We start from the raw sequence: 16189 nt of genomic DNA, 5'->3' as shown, positions 1-16189 counted from the left end.
GAACGTTTAGCCTCCGTTCCGATTCAATCGGAGCGGAAAAGACCTCTCCGATTCATGGGAGCGGTCGCCGCGGCCTAGCGTTCCGGTGGGACCGCCTGCGAGAGGTTGACGAGGTTATTCGGAACGACCTTGATGACATCGTCCGGGGCCACAAGCGTCACTTCGTCCGCCACGATCTCCCGCATTGCCTCACCCTCTTTTCGAAGGATAGTGAAGCTGGCCCGCTGGGCGTTCTGTGATGAACGCTCACGCGCATCGCCGGGCGCACCGGCCTGAACTATCCCGAGCACCTGCGTTGCCGCCATGATTTTTGCGCGCGCGTCGACAATGTCGTCTCTTGCCTTCTCCAGCTCCGTCGTTGCGATGCGGCGTCTCTGTTGCTGAAGGTCGCTGACGCGCTGTTCGGCCAACGAGATGTTCTCTTTGGCTTTCACAATGGCCGTTTCCGCGCTCATCTGCTCATTCGAGACTTGGGCAAACGATCGCTCGAGGGCAAACATTGTCGGGGAAAGCGCAAGGCCTTTTGCAGCCATCGCACGCAGCTGGTTGAGCTGTGTCCCAATACTTTCCTTCTCCTGTGCGAGAGCCTCCACCTGTCCGCCAAGCGAGCCTATCTCGTTTTGATACAGCGACTTGATCGTCTCCAATCCCGCCTGTTCAATGCGCTTCATCTCGGTTTCCAGCGCTAGCGCGGCTTGCTCACTTTTCATGATCGCTGCGATCTCGGGATCGTTCTTCTTCGCAAATTCCCGCGGCAGGGGAATATCCTCGCGTCCATCGATCGCCGCGATCAGCCGCGCCTCGCGGGCGATCAGCCGGTTCAGCTTGGCTGATTGGCTGGTGAAGTCGCTGCTCGCGCCAAGCCGGAGGACCCCCAACTCAGGTCGATAATACCCGCCCGCGACGCTGATCGCCTCGACCACCGTAAGACCAGGCCGATACGGATATTGACCGGGCTTTTGAACGTCTCCCAGGATTGCGAAAGGGCGGTACTGAGAGATTTCGACCGCAGCGAAAGTCCGCTGTGCGCCCTCGGAACGTTGCTGCAAGCGGTCGGAGATCTCGCGCGCCAGATCGTTGAGATTGCGGCCGGCCACATTGATGTTCCCGATCAGGGGCAACGAAACGACACCGTCGGGATTGACCGTGTACTCGCCGGCGAGATCCGGCCATTCCTGCACCTTGATCTTGACCCGATCGGATACTCCGAGCTTGTAATCGCCGGCCAGGACCGACGCCGGCGGCGTGGTAAAGATCAGCGCGAGGCTCAAGGCCATCGCAATATCACTGAATCTTTTCGTGATCATAGATGTACCTCGCCGTCCACGATTTCGGATCGATGCTCGTCGCAAGCCGGCCGTCGGCCTGAGCCAGGCTTGCCGTCTCGGAATCGATCGAAGTCCATGGCGCCTTGTTGATGACCGTACCGACGATTCTGTCCCGCAAGGATCCCAGCGCGCGGAGCCCTTGCTGGAGCTGTCCCTCCGAGGTGCGGCCCCATTCCACCACGATCAGGAGGTCGTCGAAGACCTGACCTGCGGCGCGCACATCGATCGCTGTTGCAAGTTCGGGCAGATCGAGAATGACCCATTCATAACCGCGCTCGCGCCCGTCGTTGACGGCATGAACGAGATTGCCCCACAGCAGGTCGAGATCGCCAAGAGCTTTTCCACTCGGCAGAAAATCGAGGTTGAGACAAATGTTGTCCACGATGACGTCGTCCAGGGCGGCCGTTTCCCGCAGCAACTCCTGAAGACCTGGTACGTCGCTTTGTCCCAGACCGCGCGCCGCATCGGGGCGACATGCATCGATCAAAAGCACGCGCGAGCCTTCACGGGCAATGAACCGGGCCAGGTTGGCGGCAAGCGTCGTCTTCCCCTCGGCGGCGCTGCAGGACGTCACGCCGACTATGCGAGGAACCCTTGTCGACCGTTCGAGCACCGCCGAGCGCACGCGGCGCAGTACGGACCGCCTCAATATGGATTCCAGGTCAAAGTTGTAGTCGGGCTCCGACGGCAACGAAGATTGCGGGTCGACCAGGGGCACGTATCCGAAACATTCGACCGAAGTCAGGGCGGCGAGCTGCTCTGCAGCGCGCAAGCGCCGATCCAGCATGGTAAAGGCGAGGCCGCTTCCCGCGCCCACGGCGCCGCCGAGCAAGATGCCGAGCAGCATGGCGACTGCAGCCCTGGGTGGATCCTTCCACTTCGGCGGAACGGCCTCGCTAATGATCCGGGCCGTCGGACCGAGCACCTTGATCCGCTCCCGCAAGGCAGCGTTCGTGGTGATGACGGCGTTCGCATCGTACAGTTCCTGAACGAATGCTCCACCAATCTCATTCGCGAGCGTCGCCGCGTCCACTGCGGTCAACGCTCTCGCGCCGAGCGAGACAATTTGGCTTGTGCCCACACGTACGACGGTCATGTTGGACCGCAACAACGCTATCGCCGACTGTCTCCTGCTGGTGTCCGAGGACTCCGGCTCGCGAAAAAAGTCGCTCCAGGGCAAGGCATATGATGATCTCGGCAATTTTTGCTCGATCTCATCCCATCCGACCTTGTCGACCACGCGGCCAAGCACTCTCCCGGATCTCAACACTTCGATCGCGCTCTGGATGAGCGAATTCTCGACCAGGATCTGGGTCACGACCGCGTCCGTGCCAGACAACTGCAGCGTCGTGTTCGAAATCAATATGTCCGATGAAGCAGAGAACGCGGGGACTCTGACGGTAATGTATGCGAGGCTAGCCACCCATCCGACGGTGGCGCCGACCAGCGTCAGAACCATCATCATCCGCCGGTGATAGCGAAGTTTCTCGATCAACGTCCTCAAGCCGGTCCCGTCTCGCCAAGGGGGCTGCTGATTTTCCTGGTCGATGACGGAAAGCCTGCTATTTGTCGCGTCGAGCATCATGATTCTCCCGGGTCCATGGGCGCGTCCATATTTGCGGCAAAGGCCCCGACGCATTTTGTCTTGGGGAAGGTCTCATCAGTTCCGGCACTGTCGCCTGCACAACCTCCAATTTTTGCTTCAAGCAAAACCACGAAGGCCTTTGTTGCTGTCGGGATAGCGCGGGCCCGCCAGACCGGCCCTTCGCGCCCAAGAATGCAGCCGAACCCGAAATATGGATTCTGGCGCGCCATTCGTCCGCGGCCCGCCTGCTGAGAGAATGAAACTTCCAGATTGCCGAATAACACTCGTTGCACCGTGAATGTTGTTGGTGCGATTCGCAAAATAATGACGCTCGCCCAAGGAACGAGCGCGGTCATATTCGCCCAAATTCGCCAGTTCAGAGCCGCTCCAATTAAATATTAAAAGATTTAATTTCGCAACCGAAAAGTGAGGATTAAATATTGAGTGCTTGAGTACCGTTTCAGCCGAGGTTGCAGGGCGCGGTCGGATGCAGCAGCCCGCGCGGCAGGGCAAGAAGGTGCGTGCCGCCGACGAACACGTCGAGCGCAAACTCAGACGATATGAAAGTCCGATGCGGGCAGGGCAGCCAATTGCACGTCGTGAAGGGTCACCAGGTTTGACCCGTCATGCGCAATGACCACGTCTGATCCCACCTGCTGGGCGACGCTCAGAGCTGCATTGGCATCGGAAAATATCGAATGATCGAATTGGAGTACGTCCGTTCCTGGCGTGAAATTGTTCACGGTGTTTGCACCGAAGTTCGGCCGGAACACGAACGTGTCGGCGCTGCCGCCCCCACTGAGGATATCGTTAGGGCCGCCGATTAGCGTCGTCGGACTGCTACCAGCGGCGAGCGTCTGACCGCCTGAGCTTCCATCCAGCACGATGCCCTGGTAACCGTCACCGTTGAGATCCTGATGGAAGCTGGTCTCGATCGATTGCAGCGCAGCGCTTGCTCCCGACACGCTGGTCAGCACATTCGAAAGGTAGTTGCCATTGCTGTCGGTGAGCCACACGGAATACTGATCTGCACCCGGCAGCTTCCAGGCGACCTCGTATCCGCTCGCCGTCTGCTCGGCGCCGATCGGCGTTATCGAACCGAATTGACCGTCGACATAGTCGGCGCCCTGATATTTGAGCGATGGGCCAGTGCCGGCACTGTCGTAGAGATAGAAGTGCGTGCCAACCTCGGTCAGGCTGGTCGATCCGAAGCTCTCGACCACGGTGGGGCCGGAGGGCGCAGGGCCAATCGTCCCGTCACCGTTGAGATCCTGGTGGAAGCTGGTCTCGATCGATTGCAGCACGCCGCTGGCTCCCGACACACTGGTCAGGGCGTTCGAGAGGTAGTTGCCATTGCTGTCGGTGAGCCACACGGAATACTGATCTGCACCCGGCAGCTTCCAGGCGACCTCGTATCCGCTGGCCGTCTGCTCGGCGCCGATCGGCGTTATCGAACCGAATTGACCGTCGACATAGTCGGCGCCCTGATATTTGAGCGATGGGCCAGTGCCGGCACTGTCGTAGAGATAGAAGTGCGTGCCAAGCTCGGTCAGGCTGGTCGATCCGAAGCTCTCGACCACGGTGGGGGCGGACGGCGCAGAAGGGCCAATCGTCCCGTCGCCGTTGAGATCCTGGTGGAAACTGGTCTCGATCGACTGCAGCACGCCGCTGGCTCCCGATACGCTGGTCAGGGCGTTCGAGAGGTAGTTGCCATTGCTGTCGGTGAGCCACACCGAATACTGATCGGCGCCCGGCAGCTTCCAGGCGACCTCGTATCCGTTCGCCGTCTGCTCGGCGCCGATCGGCGTTATCGAACCGAATTGACCGTCGACATAGTCGGCGCCCTGATATTTGAGCGATGGGCCAGTGCCGGCACTGTCGTAGAGATAGAAGTGCGTGCCAAGCTCGGTCAGGCTGGTCGATCCGAAGCTCTCGACCACGATGGGGCCGGACGGCGCAGGAGGGCCAATCGTCCCGTCGCCGTTGAGATCCTGGTGGAAGCTGGTCTCGATCGATTGCAGCACGCCGCTGGCTCCCGATACGCTGGTCAGGGCGTTCGAGAGGTAGTTTCCATTGCTGTCGGTGAGCCACACGGAATACTGATCTGCACCCGGCAGCTTCCAGGCAACCTCGTATCCGTTCGCCGTTTGCTCGGCGCCGATCGGTGTTATCGAGCCAAACTGACCGTCGACATAGTCCGCGCCCTGATATTTGAGCGATGGGCCGGTGCCGGCACTGTCGTAGAGATAGAAATGCGTGCCAACTTTCGTTAAACTCGTCGCTCCGAAGCTCTCGACGATAGTCGTGGTCGGCGGAGGCGGATCGCCGGCATTCCCGCCGTCGAATCCATAAAGCCCCGCTACAGCGCGGGACAGCCAGCCACTGAACCAGTTATGGGCATCGAACGTCTGCGTGCCAAGCGTATGCAAGACGCCATCCGATGTGAGGAGAGCATCGAAGTCCGAGAGATCGGATCCAAACAGGCCATATCCGGAAATCCAGATTCGATTCTCCGTGGTGAATGGCGCCTTCCATGTGTCGATGAAAGCGTCGGTCAACCGATAGTTGGCTTGAAAATTTGCATCGGTACCGTAATTCTCGTCCGCCCCAAAATCGGTGTAATTCGCCATATCCGCGGGGAAATCCCATGCGGCAGCGGCATCGAACACATCGGGATGCTTGAAAAGCAGATCAAGAGCACCGTAGCCAGACTTCGAGAAGCCAATCAGCAGGTTGTCCTCGGTGCCGGTGGTGGCAAAGTTGCTATCGACCCACGCGGGCAATAGCGTCGCCATGAATGTCTCGTAGTTGATGGTCGGATCGGTGGCGCTGTCTGCATACCACGGCGCGATAGGGAAGATCGGTTCGATGATCGTTGCGTTATATCGATCTTGCACGTCGAGTTGCTGGAGCTGCTCCAGACCATCACCCCAAGTTGACTGAGCGAGTCCGGCCTCGACGGGAAGTGCATAGAGAAAGCTGTGTGCTACATTTGTCGTCGGATGGTCAGGAGCCAGCACGCGAACGGCGAACGGTTGCAAGCCCGCAGTCGACCATGTCACCGAGTAGAGCTGCGCGCCGTCGGCGTCGACGCCTTCATAAACGAACTGCGGTGATGAATTTTGGCTGGGCGAACTGATCGTGCCGTCACCATTGAGATCCTGATGGAAGCTGGCCTCGATCGACTGCAGCGCGGTGCTCGCTCCCGACACGTTGCGAAGAATATTCGCGATATAGTTGCCGTTGTTGTCCGTGACCCACACCGAATACTGATCGACGCCTGGCTGCTTCCATGCGACCTCGTAGCCACTCGCCGTCTTCTCTGCGGCAATCGGCGTGATCGAGCCAAATTGACCGCTGACGTAGTCCGCGCCCTGATATTTGAGCGATGGGCCGGTGCCGCCGCTATCGTATAGATAAAAAAGAGTGCCAACCTTGGTCAGGCTCGTCGATCCGAAGCTCTCGATGACTATCGTGTCAGATGCTGGAGGAGGTGAAGAAGGCGAGCCAATTGTGCCGTCGCCATTGAGGTCCTGATGAAAGCTGGTCTCGATCGATTGCAGCGCGGTGTTCGTCCCGGACACCCTGTTGAGAATGTTCGAAACATAATTGCCGTTGTTGTCGGTTGCCCAGACCGAATACTGATCAGCGCCCGACACCTTCCATGCGACCTCGTATCCGGTCGCCGTGTGCTCGGCCGCAATCGGCGCTATCTGGCCGAATTGACCGGCCAAATAGTCGGCGCCATGGTATTTCAGCGATGGGCCCGTGCCGTCGCTGCCATAAAGATAAAAACGAGTATCGATTTGCGTGAGGCTGGTCGATCCGAAGCTCTCGACCACGACGGGGTTGGATGCGGGAGGAGGTGAAGAAGGGGTAGCAGGGCCAATCGTGCCGTCGCCGTTAAGATCCGGCCGGAAGCCGATCTCCATCGACTGCAACGCGGCGTTCGCTGCGCTATTGTTGATGAGCCATCCCGAATACGTATCGTCGCCCGGCACTTTCCAGGTAACTTCGTACCCGCTCGCCGTCTGCTCGGCCCCTATCGGCGCGATTGTGCCGAATTGACCGGCTAGACCCGGCGCTCCGCCATACATCAGCTCAACGACCATGCCGCCGGTTGAATAGAGAAAAAAGAAGTCTCCATCATGGACGAGGCGAGTGGATCCAGATGACTTAACCGTGGTCCTCATCGATTAACTCTCAAATCTCGGAGAAATGCCACGCCGGAAACGATAAACGATGCTCCGGCGAGTCTGCCGAGGCCGTATTTTTTTTTGGACCCAACAGCACGAGCCTCATATTATATATAAGATTTAAAATTTAAATAGGTTTATTTAAATGCTATTATGCCGCATACTTCATCGTGTTGAGGCTCGCCGACTGTGACAACGACGGTACGAAATCGAAGCGGGGTTGACGCAGATTCAAAAGGCTGAACCCACAAAAGGCCAGTAATCCGCGAGCAAGCGCGACGATCGAAAAGTGCAGAGAGTACGGCGCGGGTGGATGAGCATCCTCGGAAAAAGCGCGGGACCTGGGGAGGAGCGAAAATATGATGCAGTGAGACGAGATGGCGAGGTGCTGCGCGATGATTATTGCCGCGGCACTCGTTGCGCGCGATCCGCCCAGCTCTCTATCGAGCCAGCAGATTTCCCGAATGATACAACGGAACTATGAAGACGGTCTCGGGGCTGAGGCTCGGCCAGTCTATTGGTTTGATCTGTGAGAAAATGACATGTCATACGTATTCGAGATGTCTTCATCGCCGGCTTTTGCTCAAGAGGGCATGGCGGGATATGAGTTTCGGCCCCTCAAGGATCCAGATTTTGCTGTTCACCTCCTCGATGTCCGCACCGGACATGACACCTTCATGATCAGCCAGGCTCTTACTCGCATCTACTACATCATTGAAGGCTCGGGAGTATTTGCGATCGACAATCAGAACTTTGACGTATCGCCGGGCCTCGTCGTTGAGGTGCCACCGGGTGTCGAGTATTCGTATTCCGGACGCATGAAGATATTGTTGGTGTCACACCCGCGCTGGTTCGAAGGCAATGAGCGGATGACCAGGAAGAATCCGAACGTAGTAGGTGAAGCCCGTTTCCACCGAATAGTAGGAGATAGGCTGAAACGCTATCTTCGTCGTCTTCGGCATCGCGTCAGTCTACTGCTGTGACACGATTTCGGCGAGCTTACCAAGGCGGTCCTTCCTTTGCTGCATTTCCTGCGTGGGCTGAAGACCAACCGTTTCGAGTATCTTTTCCCACCGATACACCCAATCGTGCCGTTTCAACGCTTCCAATATCCCCGTTCGCCGTATCTTCTCCTGACGTTCCGGATTTTGATCCAGCTCCTTCATGACGAAATCTATATCGGGTGAATTGAACGGCAGCCGAGTGACGGGAGTGACAGCTTCAGGCCAGTCAAACATTTCTTTGAAAGCTTCATTGTTTGGCGGCTCTCCTACCATAATGGCTCCGGATGCTGCGCCTTCAAAGTACCTGTTACCAACCTCGATTTGATCGCCTCGTTTGTCCGGTCGGTCGATCAACCCCGGATTGACAATGTAGTACCGGCTCCTCTTGGCGCAATTCGCGAGAAGTGTTCTGTGTTCCCTTGAGTTGAGAGTCTGAATGCCGGCCAAGCTGTCATGGAGATAGAATAGACCCTCTTCGTTGACCAGACTGAGGAGCTTCTGGTGCGTTATCTCCGATCTTCGGCCAACACTTAGAACATCCAAAACTCTCTTCGGAGGATTTGGGTAAGGACAAAACGAAATGGCGTCCACACCAGGCGGCAAAAACGCGCATCGTCGACCAATGGCCTCGCTGAGGGGCTTCACTGTTTGACTGTAGTACAGCATGACCACATCAAACTGGGCCAGCATCGGCAAGAAGTGACGACGTTGCGGTATCTCCTTGACCCAGAATTCGTCCAGCAAGCAGACGGATATCGCGCAGCTGTCTTTTACATTCTTGATGGCATTGAACATTATCAGATCCTGCGGATGTCCGCAGACGGTAAAAAGAAGATCATAGTGCTTCTTCACTGATACTCGTGGAATGCCTGGGTTCAGTGCGATGGGCGCGTGGAAAGCCAGTCGCGTGGCAAAGTCAGCGCGCAGACTGGAAGAATCGACCTTTGGTGCCAGCAGGTCGACAGAATCGATCTCGCAGATGATGTCTTCGAACTCGAAGTGAGGGCACCTGAAGTGAGCCCTCCCGTAAATATTTCTAAGTGAAAAGAGCAGTACGCGCGGTTTATCCACCTTGATGTCCATGACTGCCAGACTCGTCGTTTACCAATCCAATTGCGGGAAATCGAAACCGAGGGCCGGAGTGCGAAATCTTCGGCTGAAATCGCGGGAACAGATTTGGCGCGGAGGGACGGCGCCTCCACTTCGATCCTGCGCCAAGAGCTTCTCTCACGTCACACCCATCCACTTGCCACGCCTACGAAACCTCGAGGCCGAATAATTCATCAAATTGTCGTCTCAACAACTGCCTATTTGTGGTCAGGCTCGCGGCCATCCGCGCTTTGATCTCTTCCGTCCGAACAACCATCGATGCAAACCGTTCTGCCAATAAATCAGGATCAAAGTTCCGTATATCAACGCAGTAGCTCGACAATTCCAGATCAGACATCAGTTCGGCAACTTTCGGGTGATGCGCAATTGCAAGAACAGGCTTGTTGAGCAGATGCGCAAACACCACGCCATGAAAGCGGCAGGTCACAACGTAGTCCACGCGTGACATCGTTGCCAATAGATCGTGCACCGATTGGACGGGACGGCGTGTCCCGTTACGTGATGGACAAAGCGCTTGTTGAAACTGCAGAGTCTTCTGAAGATCGTCGATCGCCTTCGGGTCGACGCCTATGTCGGTTCCAAAGAACTCCAGCGCATACGATTGAGAAGCAAGCCAGGACCCGAAGCTCGCAAGCTTCCCAATGAATTCGTTATAGAGAATCTGATCGTTTTCCGTCGGTGCGCCGCCATGATCAGGATAGGGCATCGGCGCAAGACCGACGGTCCGCCGAGACCCCTTGTCCGGAGGAGCCGTATTTATTGCGGCGAATTCCAGGCTGTAGACCTTGTCCGGAAACACCCAGCTCTTGCCCGTAAACCCTATCTCACGAACGAGAGCCTGAGACTTGTTATCGCGGAAAGAGACGTAGTCCGCACCATGCAGAGCTCGCCTTGCGAAGAATTTGCTCAGGGGGGTGGTCAATGGTCCAGCCCCGACGTTCAAAAAGATGCATCTTACTCCCGCAGATCTCGCCAGTGCGATCCACTTGAAGAGCGTGTAGGGAAAACCCCACGGGCCATCCCTGCCGGTGAGCTGTCCTCCCCCGCAGATAATCAAGAGGTCGAGAGATTTCACCTTGTGGCGTGAGGACATCAGGAAAGACAGTTCGCGGAGCGCCTCGCTCGGTAGACGAGCCATGGCAAGCGGGTAGGAGGCCTTACATTTCCGCGCCAGCACCTTCAGTTTCTTCTTGAAGGCTGACTCGGGTCCCGCCGGCCGATAACCGATGCTCCAACGCATCCGCCGCAAGGGGTAGGATTTGACCCCGTGCCGGGCTTCCGTATCGTCGGGATTCATTGAAAGCGCGACTATTTCGGCTTTTGGCCATCGCTGCCTTATGTTGCGCGCGACCGTCTCCACGGTGGCCTCGTCGCCGAGGTTGCCCCCGCCGACATGGTGAAGAAGCCCGATCCTTCTAACCGCACGGGACATGCGATCCTGTTCTTAGTTCAACGAATGATGCGTGGAACGATCATCCGTTCTGGTGGCTGGAAAAGACAAAGGTTTGGAGTGGTGAAGTAGAGGCACATGCATTGTTACTGTCTGCTGCGCTCGAGAAGTTTGACGTCGTGCGCTGCCTTGGCTCGAATGCCTGGAGTTGACGCGGTGGTGCGCGGTCGGGGCCGCTCGACCTGGCATTCATGTCATCCAGGTGCGTTCCAAAGCATGGTCCCGACGGCCAATCTCCACGTCCGGCGAGTTGGAGCGCCGTCATGCGCTGATCGCGGCCGCAACATTCTGGTTCGGTTGCCATGGCGTATCGCCACGTTCAATCATCTCCTCGAGGACCTGCCTGTCCCTGAGGGTGTCCATGGCGCGCCAGAATCCCTCGTAGCGGTACGCCATAAGCTGGCCACGCTCCATGAGGCGCTTGAAGGGCTGCACGACCAATTCGTCCCCTTCCTCAATGTAGTCGAATATCTCCTTTCGAAGAATGAAATACCCGCCATTGATCCATATCCCGGAGTCCTGGCTCGCACTCATTCCGCGCACGAGGCCATTCTCGTCGATGTCGGCCAGATGGAAGGTGATCGGCGGGTGCACGGCTATGAAGCAGGCGATTTTGCCGCTTCTCTTGAAGTGATCAATCATTTCCGGCAGCGGAGCGTCGGTCAGACCGTCGCTGTAATTGGCGAGGAATATTTCCTCGTCCTGCACGAGATGGCGGACCGCCAGCAGGCGCTGACCGATGTTGCGCCATATTCCCGTGTCCACGAGCGAGACACTCCAATCCGGAGGAGCTTCGCCGAGCAATTCGATCTTCTTGCCGAAATGCGAGACCGTACAGTCGCTGTTTGCGGCCTGCCTGTTGTTGAGGAAGTAGTCCTTTACGACGTTGGCCTTGTAGCCAAGGCACAGAACAAAGTCCCGATGCGCGTATCGGCTGTAGTATTGCATGACGTGCCAGAGGATGGGCTGTTGGCCGATCGGTATCATCGGCTTTGGAATCGCCTCGGAATACTCGCGTATCCGCGTACCAAGTCCTCCACAGAATAAAACAACCTTCATGGCTCTTCGCCTCTCAAATCTGGAGCTTCACCATCCTTCAGCCGGCCACCGCGGGGATCTGCCCGACCATATTGCTCCTCAAATTCCATGGCAGGATTAAAAAGTTAATTTCGGCGATGGGGCGCCGACAACACATTAAATCAGATCGCACTTTCCTGGCATGGGCAATTTGTCGCGTAGTTGCAATGGCTTAGCGCGCGATTTTTTATCTCGCCTTGTTTTTATATTCTAAATCGCAGGTATAATCAATATTCTGCTTTGTCGTGGCATTAAATAGTGATAATGGTCGGTTTAATTGCAGGCGAATTAAAAGTTACGGTATTATTTTAGGCCAGCGCGCTGTGTGCGCATTTTGGGGCAGGGGCCGCGATGCATTTCACAAGGACCCAAGTAGCAGGTGCCTGGATCATCGATCCCGATCCGCGTCACGATGAACGCGGCCGCTTCATGCGCGCCTGGTGCGGGCGGGAATTCGAAGAACATGGAATTCACTTCCTGCCGGTCCAGGCCAACATGCAATTCAACCCGTGCAAGGGCACGGTCCGCGGACTGCATCTGCAGATTGCGCCTACGCTCGAAGCGAAGCTGGTGCGCTGCACAAGGGGCGCGATCTTTGACGTGGCCGTCGACCTCCGACCGGACTCGGCTTCGTTCGGGCAATGGTGCGGCGTGGAGCTGACCGCGGAAAACGGGCGCATGCTTTACGTTCCCGAGCAATGTGCGCATGGATTTCAGAGCATCGAAGATAATTCCGAGGCGCTGTACCTGACCTCGGCGTTCTACGCGCCGGAATCGTGCCGGGGCGCACGATTCGATGATCCGGCCTTCGGCATTCAGTGGCCGCTGCCGGTTTCGGCGATTTCGGAGCAGGACCGCAACTGGCCCTTGATGCAGGGGCAGGGCAACACGCCGGGGCAGAACAACCCTACGAAAGAGAGGTTCCTATGAACGTCGACGTCGCTCTGCTGCAACGCGAGTCCACCGGCAACCCAATCCGCATAGGACTGGTGGGAGCCGGTGTGACCGGCCGGGCCATTGCTCTGCAACTGGGAACGCCGGCGCCCGGCATGCGTCTGGTGGCCATCGCAAACCGAACCCTCGAGCATGGCGAAAGGGCTTTCCGCGAAGCCGGCTTTCAGGAATGGCGCCGGGTCACGTCGGCGCGGGCGGCGGAAGCCTCGATCAAGTCAGGCATTCCGGTGTTGACGGATGATCCCTCGGCGCTCACGACTTGCCCGGCGATCGACATCCTGGTCGAAGCGACGGGAACGATCGAGGCTGCGGCGGGCGTGGTTCTGGCGGCCTTCGAGCACGGCAAGCATGTCGTCCTGGTCAACGCAGAACTGGACTCGTTGTTGGGACCGATCCTCAAGGCGCGGGCGGACAGTGCGGGAGTGGTGGTGACGCACACGGACGGCGACGAGCCGGGTGTCGCCATGACGCTCCTGCGTTACCTGCGTTCCCTCGGTTTTCGTCCTGTGGCCGCTGGCAACATCAAGGGGATGGTGGATCACTACCGGACCCCGGAGACCCAGCGTGAGTTTGCCGCGAAGTACGGCCAGGATGTGCACAAGGTCACCTCCTTCGCCGATTCGACCAAGCTGTCGATGGAAACTACGGTCCTGGCGAACGCGACCGGTTTCCACGTTGGCCGCCGCGGCATGCACGGCCCGTCCTGCTCATATGTGAGGGAGCTGACGAAACTGCTGCCGGCCGAAGAGATGCTCAAGACCGGTATCGTGGATTATTCAGTAGGGGCGATGCCAGGGACCGGAGCCTGGGTCATTGTTCACGAGGACGCGCCGCTCAAGCAAGCGCAATTGAGCTACTACAAGCTGGGCGACGGTCCGTTCTACCTTTTCTACACGCCTTTTCACCTGCCGCACGTGCAACTTCTTTCCACGATCGGCCGCGCGGTGGTTCATCAGGATCCGACGGTGGCGCCGCTCGCGGGGCCGGTCTGCGAGGTGCTCACCATCGCCAAGCGCGACCTCAAGGCCGGCGAGCGTCTGGATGGCGTCGGTGGCTTCTGCTCCTATGGCTTGATCGACAATCGCGCGGCGGCCAGAGCCGTCGACGCGTTGCCGATCGGCTTGTCCGAAGGCTGCATGCTGCGGCGGGACATCGCGAAGGATGCGGTCATTTCCTTCAACGATGTCGAGTCACCGCGCGGCCGGTTGGCGGAGAAGCTTTGGCGGGAGCAGAACCAGCGCTGGCCATTGGAGACGACTCCTTCGCGCTCGCAATTCACGCAAGCGCCGCTCGGATCGGAGAAGGACACGCAACTCTCCCCCATTTGAGCCAACGCGATCCGGAAATGCAGGAAGGGCCTCCAGTCATGGCAAACAAAAGAGCGCCAGGGCCCCGATCGCGCCACCCAAGACGACGCCGACTGGCTGAAAGCCCTTTGGTGACAGGATTGGTGGCGTGTCCATCGAATAATCGCAAGGGATGAACTGGCGATGACGAGTATCACGATACTGGGTACGGGAATGGCGGGTTTCGGTGCTGCGCACGCCGCGCAGGCGGCCGGCGCACCACGCCCCGTGATGTACGACATGCACGATTACGTCGGCGGCCATACCGCGTCGCACGAGTTTCCGGGCGGCTGGGTCTTCGATGAAGGGCCGCACGTGTCGTTCACCGACGATGGCCGCATCAAGGATCTGCTCGCGGCCAATATCGGCGGCAAATACGAAAGCACGCCGACGCGGATCAACAACTATTGGCGGGGGCACTGGATCAAGCATCCGGCCCAGGTCAACCTGTACGGATTGCCGACCGACCTGGTCACCAAGATCATGCTGGAATTCGTCGAAGTGGCGCAGCGCACCGAAACGCCGCCAATTCGCAACTACGAGGACTGGCTGCGCGCAAGCTACGGCAAGACGTTTTCGGAAACGTTTCCGATGGAATACACGTGGAAATACCACACCACGACGGCGTCCAACCTGAGCACGGAGTGGATTGGCCCGCGAATGTATCGCCCGAAGCTCGATGAAGTGTTTCGCGGCGCCCTGGAGCCGAGCACGGCTAATGTGAACTACAACAGCGGCTTTCGCTATCCAAGTCGCGGCGGCTTTGTCAGCTACCTCGAGCCGTTCAAAAAAATGGCCGACATCAAGCTCGGTCACAAGGTCGTTCGCATGGATCCGAAGGCACGCCTGCTGCACTTCAAGAACGGCGCGGCGGCATCATACGACGCCCTGATTTCGTCGATTCCGCTGCCTGAGCTGATACCGATGATCGAGGGAGTACCGCGAGACGTTCTCGAGGCGGCCGAACGGCTGGCCTGCAGCGAAGCCGTCATCGTCAACCTCGGCATCGATCGGGAAGACCTCATCGACGCTCACTGGACCTACTTCTACGATCGCGACATCTTCTTCAGCCGTCTCAGCACGCCGCATCTGCAATCTCCGCACAACGTTCCTCCCGGATGCGGGAGCCTGCAGGCGGAGTGCTACTTCTCCAAGAAGTACAGGCCCCTCGACCGGCGGCCCGAGGATTGCATCGAGCCGGTCATCGCCGGTCTCAGGCAGTGCGGTATATTGCGCGAGGACGATCGCATCCTGTACCGCGGCGCCATGCACATTCCCTACGCCAACGTGATCTTCGATCTGGAGGCGACGTCCTGCACGGCAGCGGTTCACGGCTTCCTCGACGATATCGGCATCGCATATTGCGGCCGCTATGGGGATTGGGCCTACCTTTGGACCGACCAATCCTTCGTCAGTGGCGAGAAAGCGCTCAACAAGGCGCTTTCCAGAACCAGCCGGCGGCTTTCTCTGGGCGAAGACCATGCTGCGATTCAAGCCTGATCTCCCTGCGGACGGTACGATCCTCTGCTTGGGCGCCCATTGCGACGACATTGAGATCGGATGCGGCGGGACGCTGATCGAGCTGCATAAGCGCTATCCTCGATTGCGTTTCGTTTGGGTGCTCTTCTCCGGAGATGACGTGCGCGAGCCCGAGACGCGCGCAGCAGCCGAATCGCTGCTGGGCGCAGCGGGCGCCGATCTCACTGTGCATGTGCACAGGTTTCGCGGCAGCTATTTCCCGTCCTGTGTGGCCGACGTCAAGGACGCGTTCGAGGACATGCGCAGGTGGGGCGCACCGGATCTTATCATGACTCACTACCTCACCGACCGGCATCAGGATCATCGCGTCATTTCGGAGCTGACGTGGAACACCTTCCGCAATCACACGATCCTGGAATACGAGATTCCGAAATATGAAGGGGATCTGACGCACCCGGGAGTTTTTTGTCCGCTGTCGGAGGCGACGGTCGACAAGAAGGTGTCGACCCTGCTGAAGAGTTTTCCCTCACAGATCAATCACCAATGGTTCGACGCGGACCTGTTTCGCGGTCACATGCGCCTTCGCGGTGTCGAGTGCAACTCGCCAACGCGCTACGCCGAGGCTTTCCACGCGCGAAAGCTCGTTCTCTAGGTTCAAAT

At 58.2% G+C, this 16189-nt stretch carries 12 protein-coding genes; 5 read left to right on the top strand and 7 right to left on the bottom strand.

The window, feature by feature from the left end; genetic code table 11:
* Positions 1–74: 74 nt before the first annotated feature.
* The 4 genes from AXW67_RS04585 to AXW67_RS04570 all read right to left on the bottom strand — a co-directional run bounded on the left by AXW67_RS04585 (position 75) and on the right by AXW67_RS04570 (position 7106).
* Positions 75–1307 (bottom strand): polysaccharide biosynthesis/export family protein, encoded by a 1233-nt coding sequence (locus tag AXW67_RS04585; RefSeq protein ID WP_082907764.1) that lies wholly within the window; start codon positions 1305–1307, stop codon positions 75–77.
* Entirely contained in the window at positions 1285–2913 is a 1629-nt protein-coding gene (locus AXW67_RS04580; RefSeq protein WP_161491222.1) for a tyrosine-protein kinase domain-containing protein, read from the bottom strand. The genes AXW67_RS04585 and AXW67_RS04580 overlap by 23 nt, the downstream gene beginning before the upstream one ends.
* Positions 2910–3269, bottom strand: a complete 360-nt coding sequence (locus tag AXW67_RS41585; RefSeq protein ID WP_145927413.1) for a hypothetical protein — start codon at positions 3267–3269, stop codon at positions 2910–2912. The genes AXW67_RS04580 and AXW67_RS41585 overlap by 4 nt, the downstream gene beginning before the upstream one ends.
* Before the next feature lie 195 nt (positions 3270–3464).
* Positions 3465–7106, bottom strand: a complete 3642-nt coding sequence (locus tag AXW67_RS04570) for an alpha/beta hydrolase-fold protein (RefSeq protein ID WP_082907762.1) — start codon at positions 7104–7106, stop codon at positions 3465–3467.
* Between the two features lie 545 nt (positions 7107–7651).
* Between AXW67_RS04570 and AXW67_RS04565 the strand changes: the two genes are divergently transcribed.
* The gene (locus tag AXW67_RS04565) at positions 7652–8092 is read left to right on the top strand and encodes a cupin domain-containing protein (protein ID WP_063676873.1); all 441 of its coding nucleotides are present in this window, start codon (positions 7652–7654) and stop codon (positions 8090–8092) included.
* On the opposite strand, the gene AXW67_RS04560 is transcribed toward AXW67_RS04565, so the two are convergent.
* From AXW67_RS04560 to AXW67_RS04550, 3 genes are all read right to left on the bottom strand, one after another.
* On the bottom strand, positions 8081–9196 hold the full coding sequence (locus AXW67_RS04560; protein WP_063676872.1) for a glycosyltransferase family protein: 1116 nt from the start codon (positions 9194–9196) through the stop codon (positions 8081–8083). The genes AXW67_RS04565 and AXW67_RS04560 overlap by 12 nt on opposite strands.
* 172 nt (positions 9197–9368) lie before the next feature.
* On the bottom strand, positions 9369–10655 hold the full coding sequence (locus tag AXW67_RS04555) for a polysaccharide pyruvyl transferase family protein (RefSeq protein WP_063676871.1): 1287 nt from the start codon (positions 10653–10655) through the stop codon (positions 9369–9371).
* A 279-nt stretch (positions 10656–10934) separates the two neighbouring features.
* Positions 10935–11732 (bottom strand): glucose-1-phosphate cytidylyltransferase, encoded by a 798-nt coding sequence (locus tag AXW67_RS04550; protein WP_027557031.1) that lies wholly within the window; start codon positions 11730–11732, stop codon positions 10935–10937.
* A 369-nt stretch (positions 11733–12101) separates the two neighbouring features.
* On the opposite strand from AXW67_RS04550, the gene rfbC reads away from it, so the two are divergent.
* From rfbC to AXW67_RS04530, 4 genes are all read left to right on the top strand, one after another.
* Positions 12102–12680, top strand: coding sequence for a dTDP-4-dehydrorhamnose 3,5-epimerase (gene rfbC, locus AXW67_RS04545; protein WP_063676870.1), 579 nt, complete (start codon positions 12102–12104; stop codon positions 12678–12680).
* Positions 12677–14032, top strand: coding sequence for an NAD(P)H-dependent oxidoreductase (locus AXW67_RS04540; protein ID WP_063676869.1), 1356 nt, complete (start codon positions 12677–12679; stop codon positions 14030–14032). Before rfbC ends, AXW67_RS04540 begins: the two co-directional genes overlap by 4 nt.
* Positions 14033–14194: 162 nt before the next feature.
* Positions 14195–15550 carry a protoporphyrinogen/coproporphyrinogen oxidase gene (locus AXW67_RS04535; protein WP_082907761.1) on the top strand — a complete coding sequence of 452 codons (1356 nt, stop codon included), beginning with the start codon at positions 14195–14197 and terminating at the stop codon, positions 15548–15550.
* On the top strand, positions 15531–16181 hold the full coding sequence (locus tag AXW67_RS04530; RefSeq protein ID WP_063676867.1) for a PIG-L deacetylase family protein: 651 nt from the start codon (positions 15531–15533) through the stop codon (positions 16179–16181). The genes AXW67_RS04535 and AXW67_RS04530 overlap by 20 nt, the downstream gene beginning before the upstream one ends.
* Positions 16182–16189 lie beyond the last annotated feature (8 nt).

Source organism: Bradyrhizobium neotropicale, assembly GCF_001641695.1.
GTDB classification, from domain to species: Bacteria; Pseudomonadota; Alphaproteobacteria; order Rhizobiales; family Xanthobacteraceae; genus Bradyrhizobium; species Bradyrhizobium neotropicale.
The sequence above is the reverse complement of the archived record's forward strand: the minus strand, read 5'-3'. Positions and strand labels throughout refer to the sequence as shown.

Bases quoted from the DNA above. Each gene is read 5' to 3' on its own strand.
- AXW67_RS04565 (WP_063676873.1), top strand. From the start codon at position 7,652: ATGTCATACGTATTCGAGATGTCTTCATCGCCGGCTTTTGCTCAAGAG.
- AXW67_RS04530 (WP_063676867.1), top strand. From the start codon at position 15,531: ATGCTGCGATTCAAGCCTGATCTCCCTGCGGACGGTACGATCCTCTGC.
- AXW67_RS04570 (WP_082907762.1), bottom strand. From the start codon at position 7,106: ATGAGGACCACGGTTAAGTCATCTGGATCCACTCGCCTCGTCCATGAT.
- AXW67_RS04580 (WP_161491222.1), bottom strand. From the start codon at position 2,913: ATGATGCTCGACGCGACAAATAGCAGGCTTTCCGTCATCGACCAGGAA.
- AXW67_RS04585 (WP_082907764.1), bottom strand. From the start codon at position 1,307: ATGATCACGAAAAGATTCAGTGATATTGCGATGGCCTTGAGCCTCGCG.
- rfbC (WP_063676870.1), top strand. From the start codon at position 12,102: ATGCATTTCACAAGGACCCAAGTAGCAGGTGCCTGGATCATCGATCCC.
- AXW67_RS04560 (WP_063676872.1), bottom strand. From the start codon at position 9,196: ATGGACATCAAGGTGGATAAACCGCGCGTACTGCTCTTTTCACTTAGA.
- AXW67_RS04555 (WP_063676871.1), bottom strand. From the start codon at position 10,655: ATGTCCCGTGCGGTTAGAAGGATCGGGCTTCTTCACCATGTCGGCGGG.
- AXW67_RS04540 (WP_063676869.1), top strand. From the start codon at position 12,677: ATGAACGTCGACGTCGCTCTGCTGCAACGCGAGTCCACCGGCAACCCA.
- AXW67_RS41585 (WP_145927413.1), bottom strand. From the start codon at position 3,269: ATGACCGCGCTCGTTCCTTGGGCGAGCGTCATTATTTTGCGAATCGCA.
- AXW67_RS04535 (WP_082907761.1), top strand. From the start codon at position 14,195: ATGACGAGTATCACGATACTGGGTACGGGAATGGCGGGTTTCGGTGCT.
- AXW67_RS04550 (WP_027557031.1), bottom strand. From the start codon at position 11,732: ATGAAGGTTGTTTTATTCTGTGGAGGACTTGGTACGCGGATACGCGAG.